Below are 25,637 nucleotides of genomic sequence, written 5' to 3'. Positions count from 1 at the left end.
ACCCAGGGAGTACGCGACCGCGCGACCTGAGTGCGACGCCGCTGGTCCCGGCCCTGGACTACCTTGGGCGATGTGAGACGACGACCGCCCTGGACCCGGGAGCTGCGCGAGGCGCGCGACGCCCGGCACGCCGCGCGGCTCGCGCACCGCATGGAGTCCAGGGAGCGCCACGGCCGCAGGCGATGGGGCGGCGGCCCGCACCCGGCGGCGATCGTCATCGCCATGGCCCTCGTGCAGGTCCTCGGCACCCGCGCCGCGGCCTATGGCTCGACCGGCCCGCACGTCCTGGACGGCACCGCCTATCTGCTGCTGCTCGCCGGCCCCATCGCCCTCGCGGTCCGCGAGCGCTGGCCGCTGGTCTCCCTCGTCGGCGCGCTGGTGCCGACCGCCGCCTACTTCAGCATGGGCTATCCCGACGGCCCCGGGTTCGTCGCCGCGATCGTCGCGATGTTCACCGCCCTCGCCTCGGGCTATCGCTGGCTGACCTGGGCGGCCGTCGCCGCCGCGTTCAGCGTGTTCGCCGTGCTGGTCCGCGGCGACGAGTCGCTGCCCCGCGTCATCCTCATCGGCGTCTGGTGCCTCGTCATCGCGGGCTTCGGCGAGGCCGCCCGGGTGCGTGGCATGCGCTACTCCCAGATGGCCCGCGACTGGTCCGCGCAGCAGCAGGTCGCCCGCGCCGAGGAGGAGAAGGCACGCGCCGAGCAGGAGCGCCGCCAGGCCAGCGACGAGCGGCTCCTCATCGCCCGCGAGCTGCACGACGTCATCGGCCACCACCTGTCCCTCATCAACGTCCAGGCGGGCGTCGGCCTGCACCTGATGGACGAGCAGCCCGAGCAGGCCAGGGTCGCCCTCGCCGCCATCAAGCACGCCAGCGCCGAGGCGCTGCGCGAGACCCGCTCCGTCCTCGCCGGCCTCAACCCCGCCGGCGCCGCCCCCCGCACGCCCGCCCCGGGCCTGCGCGACCTCGACCGCCTCGCCGAGGAGGCCCGCGCCGTCGGCCTGCCCGTCACCGTCGACACGACCGGCGTGCCGCGTCCCCTGCCACCCCAGGTCGACCGCGCCGCGTTCCGGATCGTGCAGGAGGCCCTGACCAACGTCCGCCGCCACGCGGGCCCCGGCGCCTCCGCCACCATCGCCATCGGCTACACCCCGACCGAGCTCACGCTCCACATCACCGACGACGGCCACGCCCAGGCGACCTCCACGCCCGCCCAGCCGCCCACGCCCGTCCAGCCGCCCACGCCCGTCCAGCCGCCCACGCCCGTCCAGCCGCCCACGCCCGTCCAGCCGTCCGCGCCTGTGACCGACTCGCCGCCCGTGACCCGCTCGCCGAGCGCAACCGGTCCATTGAACGCCGCCAGCTCGCCGAGCGCCGGTCCCGATGGGCGCAGGTCCCCTTCGAACGCGGCGGGGAATGGTTCGATGGCTTCCGTTTCCGGGTCGGCCGGCACCGCGGATGCCGCATCCACGGGCGGGGAAGCGAGTGCGGTGTCCCTGGCCGGAGTGGGCCCCGACGTGACCACCGGCACGACACACGGCGACCCGGCCAGTGACCGGCTCGGCGACGGCGGCGACGGGGGATCCGTCCAAGTCGGCGCGGGTGCAGGTCCTGCCCAAGTTGGTGCAGGCGTGGGTTCCGTCCAGGCTGGCGCGGGCGCAGGGTCTGTTCAGGCTGGTCCGGGTGCGGGCTCCGCCCAGGCGGGTGCGGGTGCCAACGCGGGCGCGGGCGGTGGTTCGTCGGTGCGTAGTGAAGGCAATGGCATCGCGGGGATGCGGCATCGGGCGGCGGCGTTCGGGGGGTCGCTGGAGGCCGGGCCCCGGGCTGGTGGTGGGTTCGCGGTGGTCGCCAGGATTCCCGTTCGGGAGCAGTCATGATCCGGAATGGTTGTTGCGGTCAGGGCGACGAGAAGTCTTCCGGATCATCGGTGGTGGGGGAGGGGGACGGGTGATCAAGGTTCTGCTGGCGGATGACCAGGCGTTGGTGCGGGCCGGGTTTCGGGCGTTGCTCGATGCGCAGGCCGACATCGAGGTGGTCGGGGAGGCGGCGGACGGGGCCGAGGCGGTGCGGCTCGCGGTGCAGACGCGGCCTGACGTGGTGTTGATGGACATCCGGATGCCGGTGCTCGACGGGCTTGAGGCGACGCGGCAGATCGTGGCCGATGCGCGGCTGGCGCAGGTGCGGATCGTGATTCTGACGACGTTCGACCTGGATGAGTACGTGTTCGAGTCGCTGCGGGTCGGGGCGAGTGGCTTTCTCGTCAAGGACACCGAGCCGGTCGACCTGCTGCGGGGGGTGCGGGCGGTCGCGGGCGGGGACGCGTTGCTGTCGCCGGGGGTGACGCGGCGGTTGATCGAGGAGTTCGCGAGCAGGTCGCGGGCGCCGCTGGCGCCGATGTCGCTGGCGGTGCTGACGGATCGGGAGCGGGAGGTGATGGCGCTCGTCGGGGCGGGACTGTCCAATGAGGACATCGCGACGAGGTTGTTCGTCAGTCCGGCCACGGCGAAGACCCATGTCAGCCGGGCGATGATCAAGCTGGGGGCGCGGGACAGGGCGCAGCTCGTGGTGTTCGCGTACGAGGCGGGTCTCGTCAAACCGGGCTGGCTCGGCTGACGCGAACCAGAGGTCAGCGCCCGAACCGGCGCAGGACCCGGGCTGCGTCACGCCCGAGCTGCGTCACGCCCGAACCGGCGCAGCGCCCGGGCCGCGTCATGCCCGGGCCGCGTCATGCCCGGGCCGCGTCATGCCCGGGCCGCGTCATGCCCGGGCCGCGTCATGCCCGAGCCGGAGGTCGAGCCCGAACCGCGTCACGCCTGAGCCGGAGGTCGAGCCCAAACTGAAGGTCGAGCCCCGAGCCGGAGGCAAAGCCCGAGCCGGAGGCAGAGCCTGAACCGGCGGCCAGGTCCGAACCCGGTGCAGACCGGGACGGGGTCAGATGCCGTTGCGGGCGATGACCTGTTGGTACCAGTCGGCGCTGGCCTTGCGGTGGCGTTGCTGGGTGGAGTAGTCGACGTGGACGATGCCCCAGCGCTGGGTGTAGCCCTCGGCCCACTCGAAGTTGTCCAGCAGGGACCAGACGTGGTAGCCCTCGAGCCGCACGCCCTCGCGGATGGCCCGGTGGGCGGCGGTCAGGTGGTCGCGCAGGAACGTGATGCGGTCCTCGTCGTCGGTGGGGTGGACCGAGGGGATGCCGTTCTCGGTGATGGTGAGCGGGATGTCGCCGTAGTCGCGCCGGATGCGGGTGAGCAGGTCGTAGAGGCCCTGCGGGTACACCTGCTGCCAGCTCGCCTGGGACGTGGGGTGCTTCTGGACGCGGGCGCCCGTCGCCGTGACGTAGGCGGGGTTGTAGTACTGGACGCCGAGGATGTCGCTCTTGGTGCCGATGACGGCCAGGTCGCCGGCGTGGATGGCGGCGCGGACGGGGGCGTCGGCGGGCTGGGTGGCCAGCCAGTCGTCGGGGTAGCGGCCGAGCAGGACAGGGTCGAGCCAGCGCCGGTTCTCCTCCGCGTCGCCGATGACCGCCTGCTTGCGGGCGGCGTCGGAGTCGTCGGCCGGGTACACGGGGGAGAGGTTGAGCGCGGCGCCGATGCGGCCCTTGCGGCCGGTGGCGCGGAACGCCTGCACCGCCAGGCCGTGGCCGAGCAGGAGGTGGTGGGCGGCGACGTTGGCGACGCGGCGGTCGCGGACGCCGGGGGCGTGGACGCCGGCCGTGTACCCGACCTCGGTGACGGTCTTCGGCTCGTTGAGGGTCAGCCAGGTCTGCACCTTGTCGCCGAGGGAGTAGCAGACCATGGAGGCGTAGTCGGCGAACCACGACGCGCAGTCACGGTTGGTCCAGCCGCCCGCCTCCTGCAGCGTCTGCGGGGTGTCCCAGTGGAAGAGGGTGACGACCGGAGTGATCCCGCGCGCGAGGAGGCCGTCGACGAGCCGGTGGTAGAAGTCGAGGCCCTTGGCGTTGACGGTGCCGCGGCCGGTAGGCAGGACCCGCGGCCACGAGATCGAGAAGCGGTAGCTCTTCAGGCCCAGGTCGCGCATGAGGTCGAGGTCCTCGTAGCTGCGGTGGTAGTGGTCGGCGGCGACGTCGCCGGTGCCGCCGTCCCTGGTCCGGCCGGCCTCGTGGCTGAACACGTCCCAGACCGACGGGCCGCGGCCGTCCGCCGTCGCGCCGCCTTCCACCTGGTACGCGGACGTCGACGCACCCCAGGCGAACCCCTTCGGGAAGGCCAGGCCGACCGGGGCGGCGGACGCCGACGGGGAGGAGGCGGCGGCGGACGGCGTGCGCCGGCGGGTCGAGCAGCCGGCGGTCACGGCACCGGCGGCGGCCAGGGTGAGCACGTGACGCCGTCGCATGCCGCAAACGTATCTCGCCCGTGCACGCCGAAGGCCGCCCCCGCGAACAGACGGGAGCGGCCCCAAGCAAAGCCAAAGCAAAACCGAAGCAACAGCCGAAGCAAAAGCCGAAGTGCAGGCCGAGGTACAGGCCGAAGCGGGAAGAAACGATCAGTCGGCGAGCGCGACGAGGCCCTGCGCCCAGCGGAAGTACTTGTTGGTGCCCAGGTCACGGACGGTCTTGATGCCGAACGCGGCCAGGAGCTTCTCGGCGTCGCCCTCGGAGACGCCGGCGATCGCGGTGACGGGGGCGTCGGCGATCTCCTGGGCGCTCTTGCCTTCCCATTCCTTCACGAGCTTCTTTTCCAGACCCAGCATGAGGTTGCTCCTTCTCGATCGAGTCAGCGCGGACCGGTGTGGGAAACCAGCGGAAGGCTACCCGGCCCTCTCGCTTGCCACACTAGCCGTGTCACGGAGATGATCGGTTGATGACCAGCCAATGGGGGCTGACGGTGCCGCTGACCGGTGTGCCGTTGCCCGAGCACGCAGGGTTGCTGCAGGCGTTGCCGGATCTGGGGTTCACCGACGTCTGGACGAGCGAGGTCTCCGGCACGGACGCGTTCACACCCCTGGCGCTGGCGTCGGTGTGGTCGCCGCGGCTGCGGCTGGGCACCGCGATCGTCCCGGTCTTCACTCGCGGGCCCGCGCTGATCGCCATGCAGGCCGCGGCCCTGGCCGAGGCGGCGCCGGGGCGGGTCGCGCTCGGCATCGGCGCGTCGTCGCCGGTCGTGGTCGGCGACTGGAACGCGGTGCCGTTCGAGCGGCCGTACGAGCGCAGCCGGGACGTGCTTCGGTTCCTGCGCACGGCGCTCGCCGGCGAGATGGTCGACGGGGCGTTCGACACGTTCCAGGTCAGGCGCTTCCGCCTCGAACGGCCGCCGGTCACGCCGCCGAAGCTGCTGCTCGCCGCCCTGCGGCCGAAGATGCTGCGCCTGGCGGCGGGCGAGGCCGACGGCGTGGTGCTCAACTGGCTGTCGGTGGAGGACGTCGCGACGGCGCGCGCCGAGATGGACGGTGCGCACGGCGAGAAGGAGGTCGCGGCCCGCATCTTCGTCTGCCCGACGGAGGACGAGCAGGTGGCGCGGGAGACCGCCCGCAGGCTGATCGCCGCGTACCTGACCGTGCCCGCGTACGCCGCGTTCCACCGCTGGCTCGGCCGCGGCGAGGCGCTCAAGGCGATGTGGGACGCGTGGGCCGCCAAGGACCGCAAGGCGGCCCTGCGGGCGATCCCCGACGAGGTCGTCGACGCGCTGATCGTGCACGGCAGCCCGCGGCGGTGCCGGGAGCACGTCCAGCGGTACGCCGACGCCGGCGTCACCACCCCGGTCATGGCGCTGCTGCCGACGCCGGAGCTGGCGGCCGGCGGCCCGGAGGTCCTGCTGGACACGCTGCGCGAGCTGGGGGCCCGGTAATGGAGCTCAAGGACAAGGTCGTCGTCATCACCGGCGCGGCCGGCGGCATCGGCGCCGCGCTGGCCCGCCGGTTCGCCGCGGAGGGCGCCGCCGCCCTGATCCTCGCCGACCTGGACGGCGACGCCGCCGAGGCGCTGGCCGGCGAGGTCGGCACGGAGATCGGCACGGAGACAAGGGCGGTCGCCGTCGACGTCACCGACGAGAACCAGGTCGCCGAGCTGGTCGCCGAGACCGAGGAGCGCTTCGGCCGCGTCGACCTGTTCTGCGCCAACGCCGGCATCCTCACCGGCCAGGGCCTGGAGGCGTCCGCGGAGACGTGGGCGCGGACCTGGGCGGTCAACGTCCAGTCGCACATCTACTCCGCGCGCGCCGTGCTGCCGGGCATGCTGGAGCGCGGCGAGGGGTACCTGCTGCACACCTGCTCGGCGGCGGGGCTGCTGACCGCGGTCGGCGACGCGCCCTACGCGGTCACCAAGCACGCGGCCGTGTCGTTCGCGGAGTGGCTGTCCATCACGTACGGCGCGCAGGGGATCAAGGTCAGCGCACTGTGCCCGCAGGGCGTCGACACGCCGATGATGCAGGACGGGCTCGCCGCCGGTCACATCGGTGCGAAGGTCACCGCCGCCGGAGGGGCGGTCCTGCCGCCGGAGGAGGTCGCCGCGTCCGTCGTGGAGGGGCTCGCCGCGGAGCGGTTCCTGATCCTGCCGCACCCCGAGGTCCAGAAGTACTACCTGCACCGGGCGAGCGACACCGACCGCTGGCTGGCCGGCATGCGGGGGCTCGCCGCGAGCCTGCAGGCAAACGCAGAAGCATGAGAAGACCCGACGTCCTCAGCGAGGCCCTCGAGGTCGTCAAGCCGTTCGTCCGCCAGCAGGAGGGGCGCACGATCATCGGCATCTGCGGGCCGCCGGCCGCCGGCAAGTCGACGCTGTCCACGGCCCTCGCCGCGGCGCTGGACGGCAGCGTGGCCGTGCCGATGGACGGGTTCCACCTGTCCAACGCGGAGCTGGACCGGCTCGGCCTCGCCGACCGCAAGGGCGCCCCGGAGACGTTCGACGCGGCCGGGTTCGTCCACCTGCTGCGGCGTCTGCGGGCCGGCGAGGAGCTCGTGTACGCCCCGAGCTACAGCCGCACCCTGCACGAGTCGATCGGCGGCGTGATCCCGGTGCCCGCCACCGTCCGGGTCATCGTCGTGGAGGGCAACTACCTGCTGCTCGACGAGGGCCCCTGGGCGGCCGTGCGGGACCTGCTGGACCTGGCGCTGTACCTGGACGCGCCCGACGACCTGCGGCAGGACTCGCTGGTGCGCCGGCAGCTGGCGAAGGGCCTCGACCTGCACGACGCCCACGACTGGGTGGAGCGCAGCGACGAGCGCAACGCGGCCGTCATCGCCGGCACCCGCAACCGCGCGGACCTGATCCTGACTCGAAGCGCGTCTTAAGTCTTCCTGTGCCCGATTGACCCACGCCGATCAAGCGGCAACGGTTAGGCAACCTGACTTACAGTTGTCCAACCGAAAGAGGAGCGCCATGCGCAGACTCGTCCTCGGCGCCGCCGGGCTCGCGGTCGCGATCGCGGTGGCCGGCACCACCTACGCCGTCGCCGCCGTGACCAAGCAGCAGGCGGCGACCGGCCCCGGAGCCGCGAACGTGGCCGCCGCCCCGGCCACGTTCGCCCACCCGGGCGTCTTCGTCAGCCGCGCCCAGCTCGACTTCGTCCGCGGCAAGGTGCAGGCCGGCGCGCAGCCGTGGAAGGCCGCCTACGACCAGATGATGGGCAGCCGCTACGCGTCGCTGTCGCGGACCCCGAAGCCCCGGGCCGTCGTCGAGTGCGGCTCCTACTCCAACCCCAACAACGGCTGCACCGATGAGCGCGAGGACGCCCTCGCCGCCTACACGCTGTCCCTGGCCTGGTACGTCACGCGGGACAGCCGGTACGCCACGAAGGCCATCGCGATCATGGATGCCTGGTCCGCCACGATCAAGGACCACACCAACAGCAACGCGCCGCTGCAGACCGGCTGGGCCGGGTCGAGCTGGCCGCGCGCCGCCGAGATCATCCGCTACACCTACCCGTCGTGGCCCGACCAGGCCCGGTTCGGCACGATGCTGCGCACCGTGTACCTGCCGAAGCTCATCAACGGCTCCAGCAGCAACGGCAACTGGGAACTGTCCATGATGGAGGCCGCGATCGGCATCTCCGTCTTCCTGGAGGACCGCACCAGCTGGGACAAGGCCATGGCGAAGTTCCGCGCCCGGGTGCCCGCCTACCTGTACGTCACCGCCGACGGCGCCCTGCCCAAGGGCATCGGCAGCATCGACACCCGCGCCGAGATCGTCAACTACTGGCAGGGGCAGAGCACGTTCGTCGACGGGCTCTCCCAGGAGACCTGCCGCGACTTCACCCACACCGGCTACGGCATCTCGGCGATCTCGCACATCGCGGAGACCACCCGCATCCAGGGCCAGGACGTGTACCCGGAGATCGCCGACCGGCTGCGGCACGCGCTCGGCTTCCACAGCAGGTACCAGCTGGGCGAGGGCGTCCCGTCATGGCTGTGCGGCGGGAAGCTGACGCTCGGCCTCGGCCCGGTCACCGAGGTCGGCTACAACGCCCTGCACAACCGGATGGGCATCGCGATGTCCAACACGCAGCGGCTGACGGAGCAGTCCCGCCCGGCCGGGAGCAACAACCTGTTCGTCGCGTGGGAGACCCTGACCCACGCGGACAACCCCGCCTGACGCTACTTCCAGAACAACGGGCGGGGGTCGAGGCTCCACCGCAGCCGGCGCCAGAACCCCCGCCTGGCCCGCAGCTCGTCGACGTAGGCGACGGCCTGCACGGCGGCCCGGGCGGCCTGCTCCTCCGAGACGCTGCCCGCGAAGGCGAACGCCACGGTGTTGACCAGCGCCGCGAGGTCGTCGACGGGCGGCGTGGCGGAGCGGATCGTGGCCACTCCGCCGGGTTTGGAGTGCGCGCGGCCGGTGGCGGCGGTCGCCGCGTATCCGGCCACCTCCGACGCGGACAGGTGCGGCGGCGCGGGCCGGCCCGCGAGGCGCAGGCCCGTCAGCACCTCCGCCCAGGCCGCCTCGACGCGCTGCTCCGGCGTCCCCCTGCCGAGTCGGCGACGGCGGCGGGTCCGGCGGGCCAGCGGTACCGACGCCGCCAACGCCAACAGGGCCAGCAGCAGCGACCCGGCGGTGACGGTGACGGCCACCCCCGACGAGCGCCGGGGCCCGGCCTCCGTGGAGGGCGTGACGCTGGGCTTCGGGGACTGCGGGGCGGCCGAGTCCGACGGCGCCGGCACCGTCTCCGGCGGCGGCTGCGACGCGGGCGGCTTCGGCCGGAAGTCGTCCTCGGTCGGGCGCTGGACCGTGTCGGCCTTCGGCATCGGGTCGAACGGCTCCCACACGCCGTTGAACAGCACCTCCGGCCACGCGACCGCGTCGCCGCCGCGGACCTCGTTGCGGCCCGGCTCGACGCGGAACCCCACGGCGAGCCGGGTCGGCAGGCCCATCAGCCGGGCGAGGACCGCGAACGCGGCCGCGAACTGCTCCGACGTGCCCTTCTGCCCGCCGGCCTGTTTGGGGCCGAACAGGAAGTACTCGACGTTGGGGTAGGCGTGGCCGCTGGGCGCGTCGCCGACGACCTTGTAGTGCTCCGACAGCCAGCCGACGATCGCGAACGCCTTCTGGTACGGCGACGACACGCCCTCCCCGAGGTGCCGGGCGAGCTGCGCGATCGAGTCGGGGACCTTGCCGGGCAGTGCCAGGTGGCGGGCGACGGCGTCGGTGTTGGGCACGTCGGCGACCTGCATCGCGTTCTCGTCGGGGCGGTGCACGCGGGACACGACGCTGTACTCGAGGCCGGGGCGCAGCCCGTCGGACAGGATCATCGTGCCGTCGCTGGTGTCGACGGCGACCCGGACCCCGTTGACCTCCTCCGGGGTGGCGATCCCCGGCAGCAGCCGCCCGTCGAGGTCGGCGATGCGGAACGCCTGCCGGACCTGCGGGTCGGTGAGGACGGGCTTCGCCGCGACGACCCGGCCGGCGTTGCGGTAGGTGGCGCCGACCCGCCAGGTGACGCCGTCGTAGTCGTTGAGGACGGCGAGGCGGATCGGCGGCGGCGCGTCGGTGCCGGTGACCTCCACGTCGAACAGGTGCTGGTCGTGGTTGAGCGCCCAGCCCGACAGCCGGACCAGCGGGCTCTCGTCGAGCGAGTCGAGCTGTGGCGGGGTCACCATGTTGCGCGGCTCGACGGGGCTGGTGCCGACCTTCGCCGCGACGCTCGGCCCGAGCAGCTGCGACAGCGCGACGATGGCGGCCAGGCCCGCGACGGCCCCGGCGCCCACCCGGAGCCTCAGCGTGCGCAGCTGGTCCGCGCTGACCCGCTGGTCCTCCGACGGCGGCCGGTTCGACACGATCAGGCCCAGCACGGCGAACCCGGAGTAGGCGAGGGGCACCCAGCCGGCTGCGGAGCCGTTCGGGCCGACGAGGTACAGCGCGCCGCCGAACAGCACCGTCGGCGGCGCGTAGGACAGCAGGACCCGGTGGTAGCGGATCCCGAGCTCACCGGCGGCCAGCCCGGCGAGCCAGGTCAGGATCACCGGCAGCAGCACCGTGTCGGGCTGCGGCTCGATCGGGATCAGGGCGAGCAGCAGCCGGGGGATGCTGTTGCGCAGCGCCTCGCGCAGGGCGGGGACGCTGCCGTCGACGCCGGCCGCCGCGGCGGAGACCCGCATGGCGAGCAGGGCGGCGCCGGTCAGGCCGAGGACGCTCAGCGGCGCCGCGCTCCAGGCCGGCAGGCGCCGGGCGGCGAAGCTGATGCCGACGGAGCCCGCGGCGGCGCCGGCCATCAGCTGCAGCAGCAGCGGCCCGTGGTAGATCGGCGCCAGGGCGAACGCGGCCATGACCAGCATGCCGAGCAGCGCCACGGCGATGAGGAGGCGCCTCACCATGCGCCGACCCCGTCCCACGCGGCGGCGAAGTCGGCGCCGTCGGCCGGCGACAGCACCCGCAGGCCTTCCAGCGCCGTCGGGACCTCGCCGTCCTCGGTGCCGAACGCGCCGGCGACCAGCGACGGGTACGCGGCGCGCAACGTCCCCACCCGGCCGAGGTCGGCGACGCCGCCCGGCCCGGTCAGGTAGACGAGCGTGTCGCCGGCGCGGCGGGTCCGCAGCTGCGCGACCGTCGCCGGCAGCTCGTCGGTCTTCTGCAGGGTCGCCTCGGCGAGCAGGTCCAGGTAGGCGCGGGTGTCCTTGCCCGCCGCGAACCCGCCGCCGGCCAGGCGCAGCGCCACCGGCAGCTCCTCCCGGAACGCGGCCATCACGATCGACGCCGCAGCCTCGCACGCGGACTCGAAGAGCGCGCTCAGGTGGGCGCGGTCGGCGTCGGGGTAGGCGGACAGCCGGTCGTCGAGCAGCACGACCAGGCGCGGCAGGCTGGTGTCCAGGTGCTCGCGGACCATCAGCTCGCCGACCCGCGCGGTCGTGCGCCAGTGCACGTGCCGCAGCTCGTCGCCGACCACGTACTCGCGCAGGGTGTCGAACGTGATGCTGCCGTGCGGCACCTTGTCGACCCGCCCGTCCAGGGACCGCATGATCCCGGTCGGCACCGCGGTCAGGTGGTGCACGGTCGGGTACACCCACACCTTGCTGACCCCGCCGTAGCCGCGGGCCAGGGTGAGCAGCCCGAGCGGGTCGCGCCGCACCACCCGCAACGGCCCGACCTCGACGACGCCACGCCGGTCCGTCGGCACCGGGTAGGTGGCGGTGGTCGTGCCGCCCGCCTTGAGGCGCAGCAGCGGCACCGGCACGGTCGCCGGGCCGCACCGGTCGTGGGCGATCAGGGTCGCGCCGCGCAGGCGGCTGCTGTTGCCGACGGTGAGCGTCACCGTGCTCGACTCGCCGCGCATGACCCGGTCCGGGTCGACGGCGCGGGTCACGGTCAGCCGCGGCCGCCACCACACGTACGCGAAGCCGAACAGCACGGCCGCGACGGCGGCGGTGCCGACGACGGTGAGCTGCGCGTACTGGAACACGAACCCCACGGCGAGCAGCACCGGCGCGGCCACGGACAGACCGGCCCCGCGGGAGGTGAGCCGCATCGTCAGACCGTGGCGGGCGTGGCGGGCGTGGCGGGCCCGGCGGCCGGCACGGGCACCGGCACCGCGTCGAGCACCTCACGGACGACGTCGCCGGGCGCGACGCCGCGGACCTGCGCGTCGGGCGACAGCAGCAGCCGGTGCGCGAAGACCGCCTCCGCCAGGGCCTTGAGGTCCTCCGGTACGACGTACCCGCGGCCGTCGATGAGCGCGTACGCCGACGCGGCCCGGGTCAGCGCGATGACGCCACGCGGGCTGACGCCGACCCGCACCCGTGGGTGGCCGCGGGTCGCGTTGCCCAGGCGGACGGCATAGGCCAGCAGCGGCTCCGCGATGTGGACCCGCCGGGCCAGCCGGACCAGCTGCGCCACCACCTGCGTGTCGGTGATGGCGTCCAGGGCCTCGGGTGAGCGGGTCACGGCGCCGCGCAGCACCTCGATCTCGACCGCCTCGCTCGGGTAGCCGACGGCGAGCTTCATGAGGAACCGGTCGAGCTGCGCCTCGGGCAGTCGGTAGGTGCCGTCCATCTCGATCGGGTTCTGCGTGGCGACGACGAGGAACGGCCTCGGCACCGCGTGCCGGACGCCGTCGACGGTGACGTACCGCTCCTCCATGACCTCCAGGAGCGCCGACTGCGTCTTCGGTGAGGCCCGGTTGATCTCGTCGGCGATGACGATGTTGGCGAACACCGGGCCGGGGTGGAACTCGAAGCCGCGGGTCGCCTGGTTGAAGATCGTGACGCCGGTGACGTCGGACGGCAGCAGGTCGGGCGTGAACTGGATGCGCCGCCACTGCCCCTGCACGCTCGCCGCGACCGCCCGGGCGAGGGTGGTCTTGCCGACGCCGGGCACGTCCTCGAGCAGGACGTGCCCCTCGGCGAGCAGCGCGGTCATCGTCAGCCGGATCACCTGCTGCTTGCCGAGCACGATCGACTCGACGTTGCGGGCGAGCCGGCCGACCAGGTCGGCCGCCGCCGCGACCTCCTCGGGGCTCGGTGGGCCTGCCTCAGGGGACGGTGCTTCGGGTGTGCTCACTGTGCTCCTGCGCTCAACACGGCTTCAGCGGTCCGGTGCCGTTCGGCAGGTCGAACCACGCGTACGGGATGTAGTTCTCGCCCTTGAAGTTGATTTTGATCCATACGGCGGTCTGCTTGCCGCCCCACGGCTTCGCGTTGACGCTCGCCCCGTTGGTCTGACAGATCGCGGTGTAGCTGTCGGGAGCGTAGACGTCGCCGACGGACGAGCCGTTCTGGGTCGGGGTCCTGTACACCCAGATGCCGCCGTTGGGCGCGCCGTGGCCGCAGTAGCTGGTGTCGCCGCAGACCACGGTGCCACGGTAGACGGGCGTGGAGAGCGAGCCGGTCGCGTTGGCCGTCATGTTCGCCGCGTTGGTGACCGTGACCGTGTAGTTGTAGGCCGTGTTGGGCCACAGGCCGCCCATGGTCAGCGAGCCGGCGCACGCGTTCTCCACCGCGCCGACGCCCGCGACGTCGAGCCGGCACTTCGCGGGCGCGCCGCCGCCGTCGGTCGCGGTGAACGCCACCGTGATCGACTGCAGCGCGGCCCGGCTGTTGGCGGTGTCGACCCGCATGGTCGGCGCGGCGAGGGTGCTGGCCGCGCCGTTCGCGGCGGCGCTCTCGCCGGCCTTGTTGACCGCCTTGATCTGCAGCGTGACCCGCTCGTTGTCGCCGAACCCGCCGAACTCCTTCGACAGGGCGGTGCCCAGGTCCTGCTTCACGCCGTTGACGGTGGCCTGGTAGCCGGTGATCGGTGCGCCGTTGTCCTCCGCGGCGCGCCACGCGGCGACGATCGTGCCCCGCTTCGTGGTCACGGCGCGGACCGTCAGCCCGCCCGGCGCGCCGGGCTTGGCGAACGGCACCACCGACGGGCTCAGCGGCGACTGGCCGGAGCTCGCGCCGATGTCGTTGATCGAGGCGACGCGGAACGCGACCTGCGTGCCGTAGGGCAGCTCGCCGGCCGGCACCTTGAACGTCGGCTGCGCCGACTCGAACGTCTTGGACTCGTCGCCGGACACGGTCGTGATCGTGTACTTGACGATCTTGTGCCCCTGCCCGTTGGCGGCCGGCCACGTGACGGTGACGGTGCCGTCGGGGTTGGCGGTCGCGGCGACGCTCACCGGCGCGTCGGGCACCTGCGACGTCGGCGTGACCGGGTTGGCGGCCTTCTTCGGCCCGTTGCCCTTCGCGTTGACCGCGTAGACGGTGAACTTGTAGGACTGCCCGTTGGTCAGGCCGGTCAGGTCGAGCGCCCGCTGGCTGGCGCCGACCTCGTGCTGCTTGCCGTCGCCCTCGACCACGTACTTCGTGACCGCGCTGCCGTTGGCGGGCGCGGCGGTCCACGTGACCCGCGCCGAGGCGTTGCCGGGCGTCGCCGTGACCCGCGCCGGGGCGCCGGGCGGGCCGACCGGCGGCTTCGCCGGCGGCGGCGGGGGCGGCACCGGCGGGGCGTCGCCGCCGACCACGTCGTTGTTGTACTTGTCGACGACCTGCACGTGGTGCTTGGCGTCCACGACCCGCGCGGTCGACCCGCCGGGCGCGTTGATGAACATGCGGTCCTCACGGACCTCGATCTCCAGCGGCTTGCCGCCGGCCTTGATCTGGATCGCGTCGAGCGGCTTGCCGGTGGCGTCCAGCACGTACACGGTGCCGGTCGAGTCGTCGGCGCAGTAGAAGCGCCCCGACCAGGCCACGCACGGCTGCAGCTTCGGGCTCTCGCCGGGCACGGTGAAGTCGCTGACGGCGTCGCCGTTGACGACATAGACGTGCCGGTCGTCCACGACGGTCACGGGCACGTCGCCGCCGACGGTGCGCTGCGGCATCGCGCCGTTGCCGGTGAGGCGCAGCGGCACCTTCTTCAAGGCCTCGCCGCGCAGCGTCGTCAGCGTCGTGGCGGTCTTGTCGAGCACGGCGACGCCGGTGTCCAGGATCGACAGCGCCAGGTCGTGGTTGGGCTCGGCGACGCTGACCGTCTTGACCTTCGTGGGGTCGGCGGGGAGCCCGCCGCCTTGACCGCCGCTGCCGCCGCTCGGCTTCTTCGCCGGTGCCGGCTTGACCGCCACGACGGTGCCCTCGGACGGCACCAGCAGCCACAGCCGCCCGGTGTCGTCGAACGTGCCGCCGGAGATCCCGGGCGGGAACGTCACCGTCTCGCCGACCGGCAGCAGCGTCGCCGGGTCGAGCTGGCGCACCTGCCCCTGCACGGTGTCGACGATGAACGCGACGTCGTCGTGCACGGCGACCATGACGCCGAGGCCCGGGGTGGACTGGGTCGTCGCGCCGAGCGTCAGGCTGGTCAGGTCCAGCACGCTGATCTTGCCGGTGTTGAGGTCCCGCAGGATCACGAAGCGGTCGCTCTGGGTCACCTGCATCGTGTGGCCCTGCGCATCGGTGATCTTCGTGCGGGTGTCGACCTTGCCGGTGACGCCGTTGACCCGGGCTACCTCGCCCTTGTCGTTGCTCCACAGCCACGAGCTGACGTCATAGCTGGCCACCGCGTTGTTGGCGGCGCCGGTGCCGAAGAGCGTCAGCCCGAGGACGGCGACCAGGCCCACGACGGTGCCGAGCGTGACCAGTCCGCCGCCCTTGCGCGAACGAATGCTCACCATGCGGCCCCCTCCCCGAAACCGGCGCCCATCATATTCCTGTCGATGTGCGATGCATACCCGGCGTGTCTAGATCGGTTCGCTTTGTTATTTCCGCTGCGTGCAGGCCAGATCCGACAGTGCGACGCTGTCCGTCCCATAGACGGCGGCGACCGTGAAGCAGTAGTCGAGCTTCGGGTTGAGGCCGTTGAGTGTGTACGTGGTGGCGCCCGCGGCGAGCACCTGCAGCTGTCGCAGCGCGCCCTGCTGGCCGCCGGCGACGATGAACGGCACCGATCCCTGCGACGGATCGGTCCAGGTCAGTGTGATGGACGTCTTGTCGTCCCGCAGCTTCAGTGCGCCCGGCGCTTTGGCGCCATCTGTAGTGGCCTCGCCGGTGGCGCTGGGGGGTGCGCTCGTCGGGGCGGCCGCGCCGGTCTGCTGGTCGGGGCGGGCGGCGACGAACGAGACGACCGCCGCGGCGACCCCGCCGAGCACCGCCACGACCAGGATCACCAGCAGCGCGATCAGCGGCGAGCGGCGGCGGGGCGGCGCGGGCTCCGGCACCCACGGGTCGCGGTGCCGTTCCTCCGCCGGGGCGGGCGCCGGCCACGGCTGCGCGGCCGGGCGCTGCAGGACACCCTGGTGCACCTCCTGCCAGCCCTGCTCGGCCGGCGCCTCCCGCGGCACCGGCTCGTCCCAGTCGTCCTGCTCGTCCGGTCGCCACAGCGGCGCGTGTACGGGCTCCGGCGGCCACACGTCACCCGGTCGTGGCTCCGGATGGAAGATCGGCCGGTCGTCGGCGTCCGGGCCGCCACCGGGGGCGGGCGTCACCGGCGCGCCCGCGGCGGCCGGCATGGCCGCGCCGTTCGAGCCGCCGTTCGAGCCGCCGTTCGAGCCGCCGTTCGAGCCGCCGGCCGAGCCGCCGTTCGAGCCGCCGGCCGGGCCGGGGCGCTGGTCGACGGGCCAGGCCGGCGGGGCGGGGCTCGGCGACGTGGTCCCGGTCGGCGCGGACAGCGGCTCGAACGGCGCGGGCGCCGACGGGTGCGGGGCGTGGAAGGCCGTCGCCGGCACCGCGGGCTCCGGCAGTCCCAGGTATCGCCGCGCCGCCCGGACGCTCGGGTGGTCCTCGCCGAGCGCCGCCGGTCCCAGCCTCGCCAGCTGGCCGTAGCGCCGCTTCGCCTCGTAGACGTTGCCGAGCTCGTCGGCGATGCGGGCCAGCTCGTAGGACAGGGCGAGCATCACCGCGTGCCCGTCGCCGAGCCGGTGGTAGCCGGCCGCGAGCCCCTCCTCCAGGACCCGCCGGGCGTCGCTGAGCTCGCCCAGGTCGGTGTGGAACTTCGCGAGCACGCAGGTCGCGGCGAGCACGTCAGGGTCGTCGCCGCCGAGGCTGCCCGTGGCGGCGTCGAGCGCCTGGTCGAGCAGGGAGAACGCGCCCCGCACGTCGCCCTGCGCCGCGACCGCGCGGGCGCCCTGCATGGCGTTGGCAAGCTGGGCGGACGAGGACACGCCGATACTCTGCCCTGTTCCGTGCCCGTCCCGCCACCCCCTGCGCCGCCCCGGTGCGAGCGTGCCTGATCGATACTTGAGGTATGGCAGATCACCCGCTGAGCCCGCTGCCCGGGGCCCGTGAGGCGCGCGACCCGTCCCGCGCCATCAAACGCGGCCCGAGCAGGGTCCCGCCGGAGGTCGTCGCCGCCAACCAGCGGGAGCGCCTCTACGACGCCGTCGTGCACACCGTCGCGGAGAAGGGCTACGCCAACGCGACGGTCAGCGACATCTGCCGCGCCGCGGGCGTGACCCGGCCCGCCTTCTACGCGCTGTTCGCCGGCAAGGACGACGCGCTCATCGCCACCTACCGGCACGGCACCGACCTCCTGCTGCACCTGATGGAGTCCGCGTTCCGCGCCGAACCCGTCTGGCGCGACGGCGCCCGCGCCGCCCTGCGGGTGCTGCTGCAGGTCCTCGCCGAGCTGCCGGCCTTCGCCACCACGGCGGTGGTCGAGATCGACGCCGCCGGCCCGCTGGCCAGGGCCGAGCGCGCCGAGCTGCTGCGCCGCTTCGACCGCTTCTTCAGCGAGGCGCCGAGCGCCGGCGACCTGCCGATGCCGGAGGAGCTGGTCGAGACGGTCGTCGGCGGCATCTACGCGACGATCTACCGCCACGTCGCCGCCGGCCGCGTCGAGCAGCTCCCCGCGCTGCTGCCGATGCTCGCGTACTTCACGCTGGTGCCGTTCGTGGGCCGCGAGGAGGCGGCGAGCGAGCTTTCGATCCCCGTGCCGGACGGCCCGTCCGGCTGCCGCCTGACCCCGGAGGTCTAGGCCGTGCGGGGCGCCAGCGGGGTGAGGCGGCCCGGCAGGGACGAGCGCTGGTGCGGCACGCGCGGCGGGGCGGGGGAGCGCAGCAAAGTCGCGCGGAAGGCGCCCGGGGTGAGGCCGGTCTCGCGGGCGAAGAACCGGCCGAAGTTGGTCGGCTCGTCGAAGCCGAGCCGCCGGCCGACCTCGGCGACGGGCAGCGTGCTCGTGGCGAGCAGGCGCTTCGCCTCCAGGGCGATCCGCTCGTCGACGATCTGCTTCGCGCTGCGGCCGGTCATCACGAGGCCGGCGCGGGTCAGCGTGCGCACGGAGCAGCCCAGCCGCTCGGCGTAGTCCTCGACCCGGCGGTGGGTGACGTCGCGCTCGATCTCGGCGCGGAGCTGGTCGATCAGGTCGGCGGCGGGGCCGGAGCGCACCGGTGGCGCCAGCGCGACGATCCGCATCAGCAGGACCGCGACCTGGTGCGCGAGGAGGGCGCGGCTCAGCTCGCTGCCGTCGCTGCGGGCCCGGTCGACGGCGATCTGTGCGATCTCAGCGACGATCGCCTCCTCGTCCTCGCCGGCCGGCTGCCAGCAGGTGGGTGCGGTCGGGTCGGTGACGAGCCGCACGGGCAGCGGCGGCAGGGCCGGCAGCGTGGCGGGCGGGAAGGCGAGGACGGTCGCGTCGAAGCCGGCCTGCCCGCCGAACTGGTGCACCTGGCCGGGACGCCCCCACAGCAGCGTGCCGGGGCGGCAGGCGTGGGTCACGAAGTCGATCGTGTGGGTGCCCTGGCCGGTGCTGGCGAGGATGACGACATGGTCGCGGACCCGCTGCGGCGCGGGGTGTGCGGGCAGGTCGCTGAGCCGCGCCGCATCGACGGCCGCGGTCGGCGAAGCCCGCAGAAGCACCATGACCTGCCCGACTGTACCCAAGCAGGGCCGAGCCGTCATCTCCACCGGATTCCGGTGCCGGCGCGGCCGGAATCGCGCTCATGACGCCTGTGCGGGCGTGCGGGCCGGGCTCAGCCGACGCTGATGCCGGCGACCGCCAGCTCCTCCAGGCGGACCTGCTCGAAGGCGGCGCCGATCTCGATGAGGCGGGCCTCGTCGACGGACTCGCGCAGCGCGGGCAGCGTCGACGTCTCCTCCTCCTCGACGTGGTGGCCGACGGTGGCGATGAAGTCCTCCAGGCGGTCGTTGAACGACTCGTCCTCCGGGCCCATCCGCTGCAGGTCGTGGAGCATCCGCTCCGCCTCGTGGTGCTCGTCGGCGCCGCGGTGCGCGACCTCGTCGGGCAGCGACGGGTACACCTGCTGCTCCTCGGCGTGGCTGTGCGCGGTGAGCCGCGCGGCGATCTCGTCGAGCAGCAGCTGCCGGTCGCCCGAGCCGGCTCGGAGCCGGTCGAAGAGCTGCTCCATGAGCCGGTGGTCATTCATGATCAGCGTGACGGCGTCGGATGCCATGACTCCCCCTGTCGTCGCGGTCACCATTCAGCGTGCATGCATACCCGGCGGCAAGAAGGGCTAAACGGTCAAAACGCACCGCACGACGTGCGCGGCGCGCACTTCCGGCCGATGATCGAACTATGCGGTCGTGGCTGTATATCCCCGATATCCGAAATGTCGGAAGCATCGGTACCAGTGAGGCGGACGCCCTGGTGGTCGACCTCGGCGGCGCCGCCGACCCAGCCGCCGTAGGCGGCTGGATCGTGGACGCGGCCCGGGAGGCGGTCTGGGTCCGGCTGGACGCGACGGAGCGGGGCCGGCAGGCGCTGCGGGTCGTCGTCTCGCCCGCGCTGACCGGGGTCTGCGTCGCCGCCGAGTCGGCCAGCGAGATCGCCGCCCTCAGTGCCGTCATCGCCGAGGCCGAGGAGGCGGCCCGGCTGCCGGTCGGCCGGATCGCCGTCGTTCCCCGCCTGGCGACCGCCGCCGCCGTCCTGCAGGCCGCCGAGATCGCCCGCGCCCCGCGGGTCGCCCGGCTCCAGCTCGCCGAGGGCCCCCTGGCCCGGCAGCTGCTGGTCGAGCCGGGCGACGACGAGCGCGAGCTGCTGTGGGCCCGGTCGATGGTCGTGATGGCCGGCGCGGCGGCCCGGCTGGCGCCGCCGATCGCCGCGGCGTGCCCGCCCGGCACCGATTGCGAACCGTCCGGCGTGGTCCTGCGCCGGCTCGGCTTCCGCGGCCGGACATGCCTTGACGAGAACCAGGTCCGGACCGCCAACAAAGTATTCGCAACCCCATAGGACATTGGCACGAAATTATGTGACCTACGGCAAATACTTACCCTTTGTGCTGTCGGCGATGCGTTCGGTGAGTATTTCCGTCCCGTAAAAACCTGGAAACGTCGCCGTTGCGCCCGGCGTCCCATGGCCAGCGGAAGTTGGCCCCGTGGCAGCCGTTTGGGTCCGTATGGGTTCGTGTACACCAACCCAACGGATGAGGAAAAACAAGGCGATCGGCGGCGCGCGTGCGACATCGGTATTGACACGGATCGGCCGACCTGTGATTGTGCTCAACGTCATGCGCCTGCTTGTCAGGACTGACCCGTATTGTCAATCTCGGATGCCTGCGGGGACTCTTCGTGACCCAAAGCCAGAGCACGTCGTCGCTGCCCGTCCCAAGACAGGAGCGCGACACTCGGCTGAGTCCCGATCGTCGGCCGACCCGTCACGCCGCCGCCCCGGCCGCGCCTGAGCGCGACCCACGGGCCGGGCGGCGTGAACGGCCCGGCCGGCGCATCATCGACCAGCTCCGCCTCATCGTGGGCGTGCCGCTCGTCGCCGTCGTCGTGTTCGCCGGCATCGCCCTGGTGACCACCGTCCAACAGGTGAACCGCAGCCGGCAGCTGCAGGACCTCTCGGCGCTCGCCTCCGACGCCGGCGGCCTCGCCCACGCGCTGCAGCGCGAGCGGGCCGCGGCCGTCAACGTGCTGCTCAACCCGAACCCGGCGCAGCTGGAGGCGTACTCGTCGCAGGTGATGATCACCGACGACAACGTCACGGCGTACCGCGAGAGCCGCGCCGGCATCAGCGACGTGCCGGACGTGGTCCGCCGCGTCGACTCGAACCTCGACGGCCTGGCGCAGCTGCGCGAGCAGGTCCGCAAGGACGCCCGCGCGTCGGTGTCCGGCATCGCGTTCAGCTACCGCATCCTCATCGCCGACCTGCTGTCCTACCGGGAGTCGGTGGCCCGCTCCGGCGCCCCGACCGAGCTCGCCGACCAGATCCGCGCCGCCGCCGCCCTGTCGCGCGCCGCGGAGGCCCTCGGCCAGCAGCAGGCGGCCGTGCTGCGCGCCGTCGCGGCGACCGAGCTGACCCCGGCGCTCCAGCAGGAGATCACCGCCACCCGGACGAGCTTCGTCGAGGCGACGGTCCAGTTCAACGACCTCGCCCCGGCCGAGTGGCGCAGGTGGTACGAGCAGGCCAGCACCGGCGAGCAGGTCATCGCCGCGCAGCGGCTGCAGGACCAGGTCAACCGCACCCGGCCCGGTGAGCGGTTCAGCCTGGACACGGGCGGCTGGATCAACGCGATGTCCGGCTGGTCGGGCCTGCTGTTCGGGGTCCAGCAGAAGGTCGACGACGCGATCCAGAAGAAGGTCGGCGACCTGCGCGACGAGCAGATGACCCAGGCCGGCTTCCAGATCGCCGGCGTCGCCCTGGTGCTGCTCATCGCGATCATCCTGACCGGTGTCGTGGCCCGGCGGATCACCCGCCGCCTGCGCGCCCTGCACGACTCGGCCCGCGACGTCGCCTACGACCAGCTGCCCGCGGTCGTCGCGGAGCTGCGCGCCGCCGCGCCCGGCACGGTCGACCCGGACGAGGTCGCGGACCGCGCCTCGGCGAAGCTCGTCGTCGGCGGCGCGGACGAGGTCGCCGACGTGGCGCAGGCCTTCCGCGCGGTCCACCGCGAGGCGGTCCGCATCGCCGGTGAGCAGGCCGTCATGCGGTCCAACGTCGCCGAGATCTTCGTCCACCTGTCCCGCCGCGAGCAGCGACTGGTCGACGCGGTCCTCGCCCAGGTCGACCGGGTCGAGCGCGACGAGACCGACCCCGACCGGCTGCAGCAGCTGTACCAGCTGGACCACCTCGCCACCCGGATGGCCCGGATCAACCTGAGCCTGCTCGTCCTGGGCGGCTCCGGCGCCGCCCGCGTCCGCCGCGAGGACGCCCCGATGGGCAAGGTCCTGCAGGCCGCGATCTCGCAGATCGAGCACTACACCCGGGTCCGGTTCGGCAGCGTCGACGACGACGTCGCGGTCGTCGCCGAGGCGGTCGACGAGATCGTGCACCTGCTCGCGGAGCTGCTCGACAACGCCACCGGCTACTCGCCGCCGGAGTCCGAGGTGTGGGTCACCGGCCGGGCCCTCGGCGACCGGGTCATCCTGCAGATCGTCGACGAGGGCGTGGGCCTGCCGCCGTCGCGCCGCGAGCAGCTCAACCAGCTGCTCGCCCAGCCGCCCGCGATCGACATCGCCGCGGTCCGCGCCATGGGTCTCACCGTGGTCGGGCACATCGCCGCGCGGTACCAGATCCAGGTGCAGCTGCGGCCGGGCCAGCACACCGGCACGCTCGCCGAGGTGGTCATCCCCAAGGACGTGTTCCGCCCGATCATGGCCTCGGAGCGGCAGCCGCAGCTCGCGCCGGCGGTCACCGCGAGCCTGCCCGCCGGGTACGCCCAGAGCGCCGGCGGCAACGGCAACGGCAGCGGTGGCAACGGGGGCGGTCCCGCCGCCCGCCCGGTCGCCGCGGAGCTGTTCACGCCCGCGCCGCGGACCGCGCCGCCGAGCCTGTTCGACGTGCCCACCCAGGAGTACCGGGTCGCGACGCCCACGCAGGAGTTCGCGCCGGTGCAGGACTACGCACCCGTCCAGGACTACGCACCCGTCCAGGACTACGCACCCGTCCAGGACTACGCACCCGTCCAGGCGCCGGTCCAGGAGTACGCGCCGGTGCAGGAGTACCGCGCGCCGCAGCCGATGCCGATGCCGCCCGGCCCGGGTTCGTGGCCGCCGCTGCCGGAGCCCGAGATGCCCTCGATCCTCGCCGACGCCGACGACTCGATCGAGCTGCCGATCTTCCAGTCGGTCAACGGCTGGTTCCGCACTGAGACACCCGTCGAGCTCGCCGACACGGGCGTGTACAGCGCGCCCGAGGAGCCCACGAACTGGGAGTCCAGCGCCGACGTCGGCTGGCGTGCCGCCCAGCAGGCGGCCACGCCCGAGGTCAGCAGCGTCACCGCGTCCGGCCTGCCGGTCCGCGCGCCGCAGCGACATCTGGTGCCCGGCGCGGCCGCGCCGGCACAGGGGGAACGCTCCACCGCACCGCGCCGGGACCCCAGCAAGGTCGCCGCCGCGATGTCCGCCTACGCCCGCGGTGTGGCCGGCCGCCGGCCGGGCGGCGGCTCCTGATCCACATGGGCTCCCTGACGCACCAAGAACAGCAAGAGAGGACCATTTCTGTGACCGACCCGAGTAATCTCGGTTGGCTGCTGGACAACTTTGCGACCCGCACCCCCGATGTCAGCCACGCGCTGGCGATCTCCACCGACGGGCTGGTCCTGGCCCACACCCGCGCGCTGCCGCGCGACCGGGCCGACCAGCTGGCGGCCACCGGCAGTGGTCTCGTCGCGCTGCTCGCCGGCGCGGCGCGGTTCTTCGAGGCGGGCAGCGTCATCTCCAACGTGACCCAGCTCGACGGCGGCTTCATGTTCACCATGGCGTTCACCGACGGCGCGTCGCTGCTGGTGCTCGCCTCGCCGAACGCCGACGTCGGCAAGGTGTCCTACGAGATGACCGAGCTGGCCAACCGGATCGGTGACGCGCTGGCCCCGACGGTCCGCGGGGCGCCGGCATGACCGGCCCGGAGCGCAGCGGAGTGGCCGGGCATCGGGATCGCAGTCTTCGGTCAGGCCGGCGCCGGAGCGCAGCGGAGGTGACGGCATGACCGCTCCGGGACGCGGGCGGCCGACCGCTGTCAAGATCATCATTGCGGGCGGGTTCGGCGCCGGCAAGACGACCCTCGTCGGGGCCATCTCGGAGATCCCGCCGGTGACGACCGAGGCGGTGATGACCGCGGCCAGCCTCGCTCACGACGACTCGACGCTCGTGCCGAACAAGGGCAGCACCACCGTCGCCATGGACTTCGGCCGGATCACGCTGTACCAGGACCTCGTGCTCTACCTGTTCGGTACGCCCGGGCAGAAGCGGTTCTGGTTCATGTGGGACGAGCTGTGCCGCGGCGCGATCGGGGCCGTGGTCATCGCCGACACGCGGCGCCTCGCCGACTGCTTCGGCGCCATCGACTTCTTCGACAACCGGCGGCTGCCGTACGTCATCGCGGTGAACCACTTCGAGGGCGCCGCCCGCTACCACCTCGAGGACGTCCGCGACGCCCTCGCGGTCAGCCCGGGCGTGCCCATGATCAACGCCGATGTCCGCTCCCGCGCGTCGGCCAAGGAGATCCTGGTCGCCGTCACCGAGCACGCCCTGGCGCAGCGCACCGCCGCCCGCCGCTGACCCCGACCGCGCCGGCGCCGATGACCGCGCCGACGCCAAGAACCGTGCCACCGACCAGAACCGCGTCACAGAACGAACGTCCGCGACCCCACCGCGAACCCCTCCGCGAACCAACCGCGAACGCAGAACACATAGGAGAACCATGCAACGACGATCGCTGGTCAGTGCGGTGCTCGCCGCCGGTCTGCTGGTCGCAGCCGCCGGCTGCGCCGACGGCGACGCTGACACCAAGTCCAACAGCGGCGCCGCCGCCTCCACCCTGAAGATCGGCTTCCTCGGTTCCCTCACGGGCACCTACCAGGCGGTCGGCACCGACCTGAAGAGCGGCTTCGAGCTGTACCTGTCGATGCACGACAACAAGCTCGGCGGCCACCCGATCGACCTGAAGATCGCCGACGAGGGCGACGGCGCCCCGACCGCGGTGCCCGCCGCGACGAAGCTCATCAAGGACGAGAAGGTCGTCGCGCTGACCGGCATCGTCGGCGGTGGCTCGGTCGCGGCCGTCGCGCCGCTGCTCGCCGAGGCGAAGATCCCGCTGATCGGCTCCAACGGCCGGCCGGAGCTCAAGGACCTCAGCGGCGTGTGGACGACCAGCTTCATGTCCACCGACGCGGGCCAGGCCATCGCGCAGCACATCAAGGACAAGGTCAACGGGCCGGTCTTCGCGATCGGGCCGGAGTACCAGGGCGGCTTCGACCAGGTCGGCGGCTTCACCACCGAGTTCACGAAGATCGGCGGCCAGCTGGTCAACGGCAAGGCGACGTGGACGCCGTTCCCGGCGACCACGAACTTCCTGCCGTACCTGTCGCAGATCAAGCAGAGCGGCGCCAAGGCCGTCTACACGTTCTACGCCGGTAAGGCCGCGATCGACTTCGTGAAGCAGTACGCGCAGTCCGACGCGAAGGACATCCCGCTGTACGCCGCGGGCTTCCTCACCGAGGGCTCGGTGCTGCAGGCGCAGGGCGACGCGGCGCGGAACATCCTCAACGTCTGCAACTACTCGCCGGACCTCGACAACGAGGAGAACCGCAAGTTCGTCGCCGCCTGGAAGCAGAAGCACCCGGACGCGACCCCGACCGAGTACGCGATGGCGTCCTACGACGCGGCCGCCGTCCTGGACCGCGCGATCGCCGCGGCCGGCGACAACCCGACCCCCGAGTCGATCAACGCCGCCGTGGCCAAGCTCGGCCAGATCGCGTCGCCGCGTGGCAACTGGCAGTTCGGCCCGAAGAACCACTCGCCGATCCAGAAGTGGTACCTGCGGCAGGTCCGCAACGACGGCCGGGCCCTCGCCAACGTCATGGTGCAGGACCTCGCGACGGTCGGTGCCTGA

The 25,637-nt window shown here is 73.0% G+C and carries 21 protein-coding genes; 12 read left to right on the top strand and 9 right to left on the bottom strand.

What is annotated here, in order from left to right:
• Positions 1–72: 72 nt before the first annotated feature.
• Positions 73–1,875 carry a histidine kinase gene (locus tag ABZ321_RS48270; protein WP_354903114.1) on the top strand — a complete coding sequence of 601 codons (1,803 nt, stop codon included), beginning with the start codon at positions 73–75 and terminating at the stop codon, positions 1,873–1,875.
• A gap of 70 nt (positions 1,876–1,945) precedes the next feature.
• Positions 1,946–2,611 (top strand): response regulator transcription factor, encoded by a 666-nt coding sequence (locus tag ABZ321_RS48265; protein ID WP_344502876.1) that lies wholly within the window; start codon positions 1,946–1,948, stop codon positions 2,609–2,611.
• A gap of 318 nt (positions 2,612–2,929) precedes the next feature.
• Here the strand turns inward: ABZ321_RS48265 and ABZ321_RS48260 are convergent, their stop codons facing one another.
• Both ABZ321_RS48260 and ABZ321_RS48255 read right to left on the bottom strand, forming a co-directional pair.
• On the bottom strand, positions 2,930–4,348 hold the full coding sequence (locus ABZ321_RS48260) for a GH1 family beta-glucosidase (RefSeq protein ID WP_354903112.1): 1,419 nt from the start codon (positions 4,346–4,348) through the stop codon (positions 2,930–2,932).
• 150 nt (positions 4,349–4,498) lie between these two features.
• Complete coding sequence (locus tag ABZ321_RS48255; protein ID WP_344502874.1) at positions 4,499–4,705, bottom strand: hypothetical protein; 207 nt, start codon at positions 4,703–4,705, stop codon at positions 4,499–4,501.
• Positions 4,706–4,833: 128 nt separating this feature from the next.
• Between ABZ321_RS48255 and ABZ321_RS48250 the strand changes: the two genes are divergently transcribed.
• From ABZ321_RS48250 to ABZ321_RS48235, 4 genes are all read left to right on the top strand, one after another.
• Positions 4,834–5,799, top strand: coding sequence for an LLM class F420-dependent oxidoreductase (locus tag ABZ321_RS48250; protein WP_354903135.1), 966 nt, complete (start codon positions 4,834–4,836; stop codon positions 5,797–5,799).
• A complete protein-coding gene (locus tag ABZ321_RS48245) occupies positions 5,799–6,614 on the top strand; it encodes an SDR family oxidoreductase (protein WP_344502873.1) in 816 nt (271 codons plus the stop codon). The genes ABZ321_RS48250 and ABZ321_RS48245 overlap by 1 nt, the downstream gene beginning before the upstream one ends.
• The gene (locus tag ABZ321_RS48240) at positions 6,611–7,240 is read left to right on the top strand and encodes a nucleoside/nucleotide kinase family protein (RefSeq protein WP_354903110.1); all 630 of its coding nucleotides are present in this window, start codon (positions 6,611–6,613) and stop codon (positions 7,238–7,240) included. Before ABZ321_RS48245 ends, ABZ321_RS48240 begins: the two co-directional genes overlap by 4 nt.
• An 88-nt stretch (positions 7,241–7,328) precedes the next feature.
• The gene (locus ABZ321_RS48235) at positions 7,329–8,540 is read left to right on the top strand and encodes an alginate lyase family protein (RefSeq protein WP_354903109.1); all 1,212 of its coding nucleotides are present in this window, start codon (positions 7,329–7,331) and stop codon (positions 8,538–8,540) included.
• Between the two features lie 2 nt (positions 8,541–8,542).
• On the opposite strand, the gene ABZ321_RS48230 is transcribed toward ABZ321_RS48235, so the two are convergent.
• The 5 genes from ABZ321_RS48230 to ABZ321_RS48210 all read right to left on the bottom strand — a co-directional run bounded on the left by ABZ321_RS48230 (position 8,543) and on the right by ABZ321_RS48210 (position 17,010).
• Positions 8,543–10,756, bottom strand: a complete 2,214-nt coding sequence (locus tag ABZ321_RS48230) for a transglutaminaseTgpA domain-containing protein (protein ID WP_354903108.1) — start codon at positions 10,754–10,756, stop codon at positions 8,543–8,545.
• Positions 10,750–11,904: a DUF58 domain-containing protein gene (locus tag ABZ321_RS48225; RefSeq protein WP_344502869.1), complete on the bottom strand. Its 1,155-nt coding sequence runs from the start codon at positions 11,902–11,904 to the stop codon at positions 10,750–10,752. Before ABZ321_RS48225 ends, ABZ321_RS48230 begins: the two co-directional genes overlap by 7 nt.
• Positions 11,905–11,906: 2 nt before the next feature.
• A complete protein-coding gene (locus tag ABZ321_RS48220) occupies positions 11,907–12,863 on the bottom strand; it encodes a MoxR family ATPase (RefSeq protein ID WP_354903133.1) in 957 nt (318 codons plus the stop codon).
• Positions 12,864–12,948: 85 nt separating this feature from the next.
• Positions 12,949–15,525 carry a fibronectin type III domain-containing protein gene (locus ABZ321_RS48215; RefSeq protein ID WP_344502867.1) on the bottom strand — a complete coding sequence of 859 codons (2,577 nt, stop codon included), beginning with the start codon at positions 15,523–15,525 and terminating at the stop codon, positions 12,949–12,951.
• An 84-nt stretch (positions 15,526–15,609) separates the two neighbouring features.
• Complete coding sequence (locus ABZ321_RS48210; RefSeq protein ID WP_354903106.1) at positions 15,610–17,010, bottom strand: fibronectin type III domain-containing protein; 1,401 nt, start codon at positions 17,008–17,010, stop codon at positions 15,610–15,612.
• A gap of 83 nt (positions 17,011–17,093) precedes the next feature.
• On the opposite strand from ABZ321_RS48210, the gene ABZ321_RS48205 reads away from it, so the two are divergent.
• Positions 17,094–17,822: a TetR/AcrR family transcriptional regulator gene (locus tag ABZ321_RS48205; protein ID WP_354903104.1), complete on the top strand. Its 729-nt coding sequence runs from the start codon at positions 17,094–17,096 to the stop codon at positions 17,820–17,822.
• Here the strand turns inward: ABZ321_RS48205 and ABZ321_RS48200 are convergent.
• Together ABZ321_RS48200 and ABZ321_RS48195 are read right to left on the bottom strand one after the other, a co-directional pair.
• A complete protein-coding gene (locus ABZ321_RS48200; protein WP_344502864.1) occupies positions 17,819–18,706 on the bottom strand; it encodes an AraC family transcriptional regulator in 888 nt (295 codons plus the stop codon). The two genes, ABZ321_RS48205 and ABZ321_RS48200, sit on opposite strands and share 4 nt — an antisense overlap.
• 110 nt (positions 18,707–18,816) lie before the next feature.
• Positions 18,817–19,257 carry a hemerythrin domain-containing protein gene (locus ABZ321_RS48195; protein ID WP_344502863.1) on the bottom strand — a complete coding sequence of 147 codons (441 nt, stop codon included), beginning with the start codon at positions 19,255–19,257 and terminating at the stop codon, positions 18,817–18,819.
• 122 nt (positions 19,258–19,379) lie between these two features.
• On the opposite strand from ABZ321_RS48195, the gene ABZ321_RS48190 reads away from it, so the two are divergent.
• The 5 genes from ABZ321_RS48190 (at position 19,380) to ABZ321_RS48170 (ending at position 25,637) form a co-directional block, all read left to right on the top strand.
• Positions 19,380–20,033: an aldolase/citrate lyase family protein gene (locus tag ABZ321_RS48190; protein ID WP_344502862.1), complete on the top strand. Its 654-nt coding sequence runs from the start codon at positions 19,380–19,382 to the stop codon at positions 20,031–20,033.
• 524 nt (positions 20,034–20,557) lie between these two features.
• Positions 20,558–23,197 (top strand): nitrate- and nitrite sensing domain-containing protein, encoded by a 2,640-nt coding sequence (locus tag ABZ321_RS48185; protein WP_354903102.1) that lies wholly within the window; start codon positions 20,558–20,560, stop codon positions 23,195–23,197.
• A gap of 50 nt (positions 23,198–23,247) precedes the next feature.
• Complete coding sequence (locus ABZ321_RS48180) at positions 23,248–23,643, top strand: roadblock/LC7 domain-containing protein (RefSeq protein WP_344502860.1); 396 nt, start codon at positions 23,248–23,250, stop codon at positions 23,641–23,643.
• Between the two features lie 85 nt (positions 23,644–23,728).
• On the top strand, positions 23,729–24,304 hold the full coding sequence (locus ABZ321_RS48175) for an ATP/GTP-binding protein (RefSeq protein WP_344502859.1): 576 nt from the start codon (positions 23,729–23,731) through the stop codon (positions 24,302–24,304).
• Between the two features lie 142 nt (positions 24,305–24,446).
• The gene (locus ABZ321_RS48170) at positions 24,447–25,637 is read left to right on the top strand and encodes an ABC transporter substrate-binding protein (RefSeq protein ID WP_344502858.1); all 1,191 of its coding nucleotides are present in this window, start codon (positions 24,447–24,449) and stop codon (positions 25,635–25,637) included.

Source organism: Dactylosporangium sp. NPDC006015 (genome assembly GCF_040614215.1).
Classification (GTDB): domain Bacteria; phylum Actinomycetota; class Actinomycetes; order Mycobacteriales; family Micromonosporaceae; genus Dactylosporangium; species Dactylosporangium maewongense.
This window is presented reverse-complemented; position numbering and strand designations above follow the sequence as displayed.

What these genes read in the sequence shown, in the direction of transcription:
- ABZ321_RS48205 (WP_354903104.1), top strand. Translation starts at nt 17,094, where the DNA reads ATGGCAGATCACCCGCTGAGCCCGCTGCCCGGGGCCCGTGAGGCGCGC.
- ABZ321_RS48190 (WP_344502862.1), top strand. Translation starts at nt 19,380, where the DNA reads ATGCGGTCGTGGCTGTATATCCCCGATATCCGAAATGTCGGAAGCATC.
- ABZ321_RS48225 (WP_344502869.1), bottom strand. Translation starts at nt 11,904, where the DNA reads ATGCGGCTCACCTCCCGCGGGGCCGGTCTGTCCGTGGCCGCGCCGGTG.
- ABZ321_RS48195 (WP_344502863.1), bottom strand. Translation starts at nt 19,257, where the DNA reads ATGGCATCCGACGCCGTCACGCTGATCATGAATGACCACCGGCTCATG.
- ABZ321_RS48245 (WP_344502873.1), top strand. Translation starts at nt 5,799, where the DNA reads ATGGAGCTCAAGGACAAGGTCGTCGTCATCACCGGCGCGGCCGGCGGC.
- ABZ321_RS48255 (WP_344502874.1), bottom strand. Translation starts at nt 4,705, where the DNA reads ATGCTGGGTCTGGAAAAGAAGCTCGTGAAGGAATGGGAAGGCAAGAGC.
- ABZ321_RS48170 (WP_344502858.1), top strand. Translation starts at nt 24,447, where the DNA reads ATGCAACGACGATCGCTGGTCAGTGCGGTGCTCGCCGCCGGTCTGCTG.
- ABZ321_RS48235 (WP_354903109.1), top strand. Translation starts at nt 7,329, where the DNA reads ATGCGCAGACTCGTCCTCGGCGCCGCCGGGCTCGCGGTCGCGATCGCG.
- ABZ321_RS48230 (WP_354903108.1), bottom strand. Translation starts at nt 10,756, where the DNA reads ATGGTGAGGCGCCTCCTCATCGCCGTGGCGCTGCTCGGCATGCTGGTC.
- ABZ321_RS48200 (WP_344502864.1), bottom strand. Translation starts at nt 18,706, where the DNA reads ATGGTGCTTCTGCGGGCTTCGCCGACCGCGGCCGTCGATGCGGCGCGG.
- ABZ321_RS48240 (WP_354903110.1), top strand. Translation starts at nt 6,611, where the DNA reads ATGAGAAGACCCGACGTCCTCAGCGAGGCCCTCGAGGTCGTCAAGCCG.
- ABZ321_RS48260 (WP_354903112.1), bottom strand. Translation starts at nt 4,348, where the DNA reads ATGCGACGGCGTCACGTGCTCACCCTGGCCGCCGCCGGTGCCGTGACC.
- ABZ321_RS48175 (WP_344502859.1), top strand. Translation starts at nt 23,729, where the DNA reads ATGACCGCTCCGGGACGCGGGCGGCCGACCGCTGTCAAGATCATCATT.
- ABZ321_RS48215 (WP_344502867.1), bottom strand. Translation starts at nt 15,525, where the DNA reads ATGGTGAGCATTCGTTCGCGCAAGGGCGGCGGACTGGTCACGCTCGGC.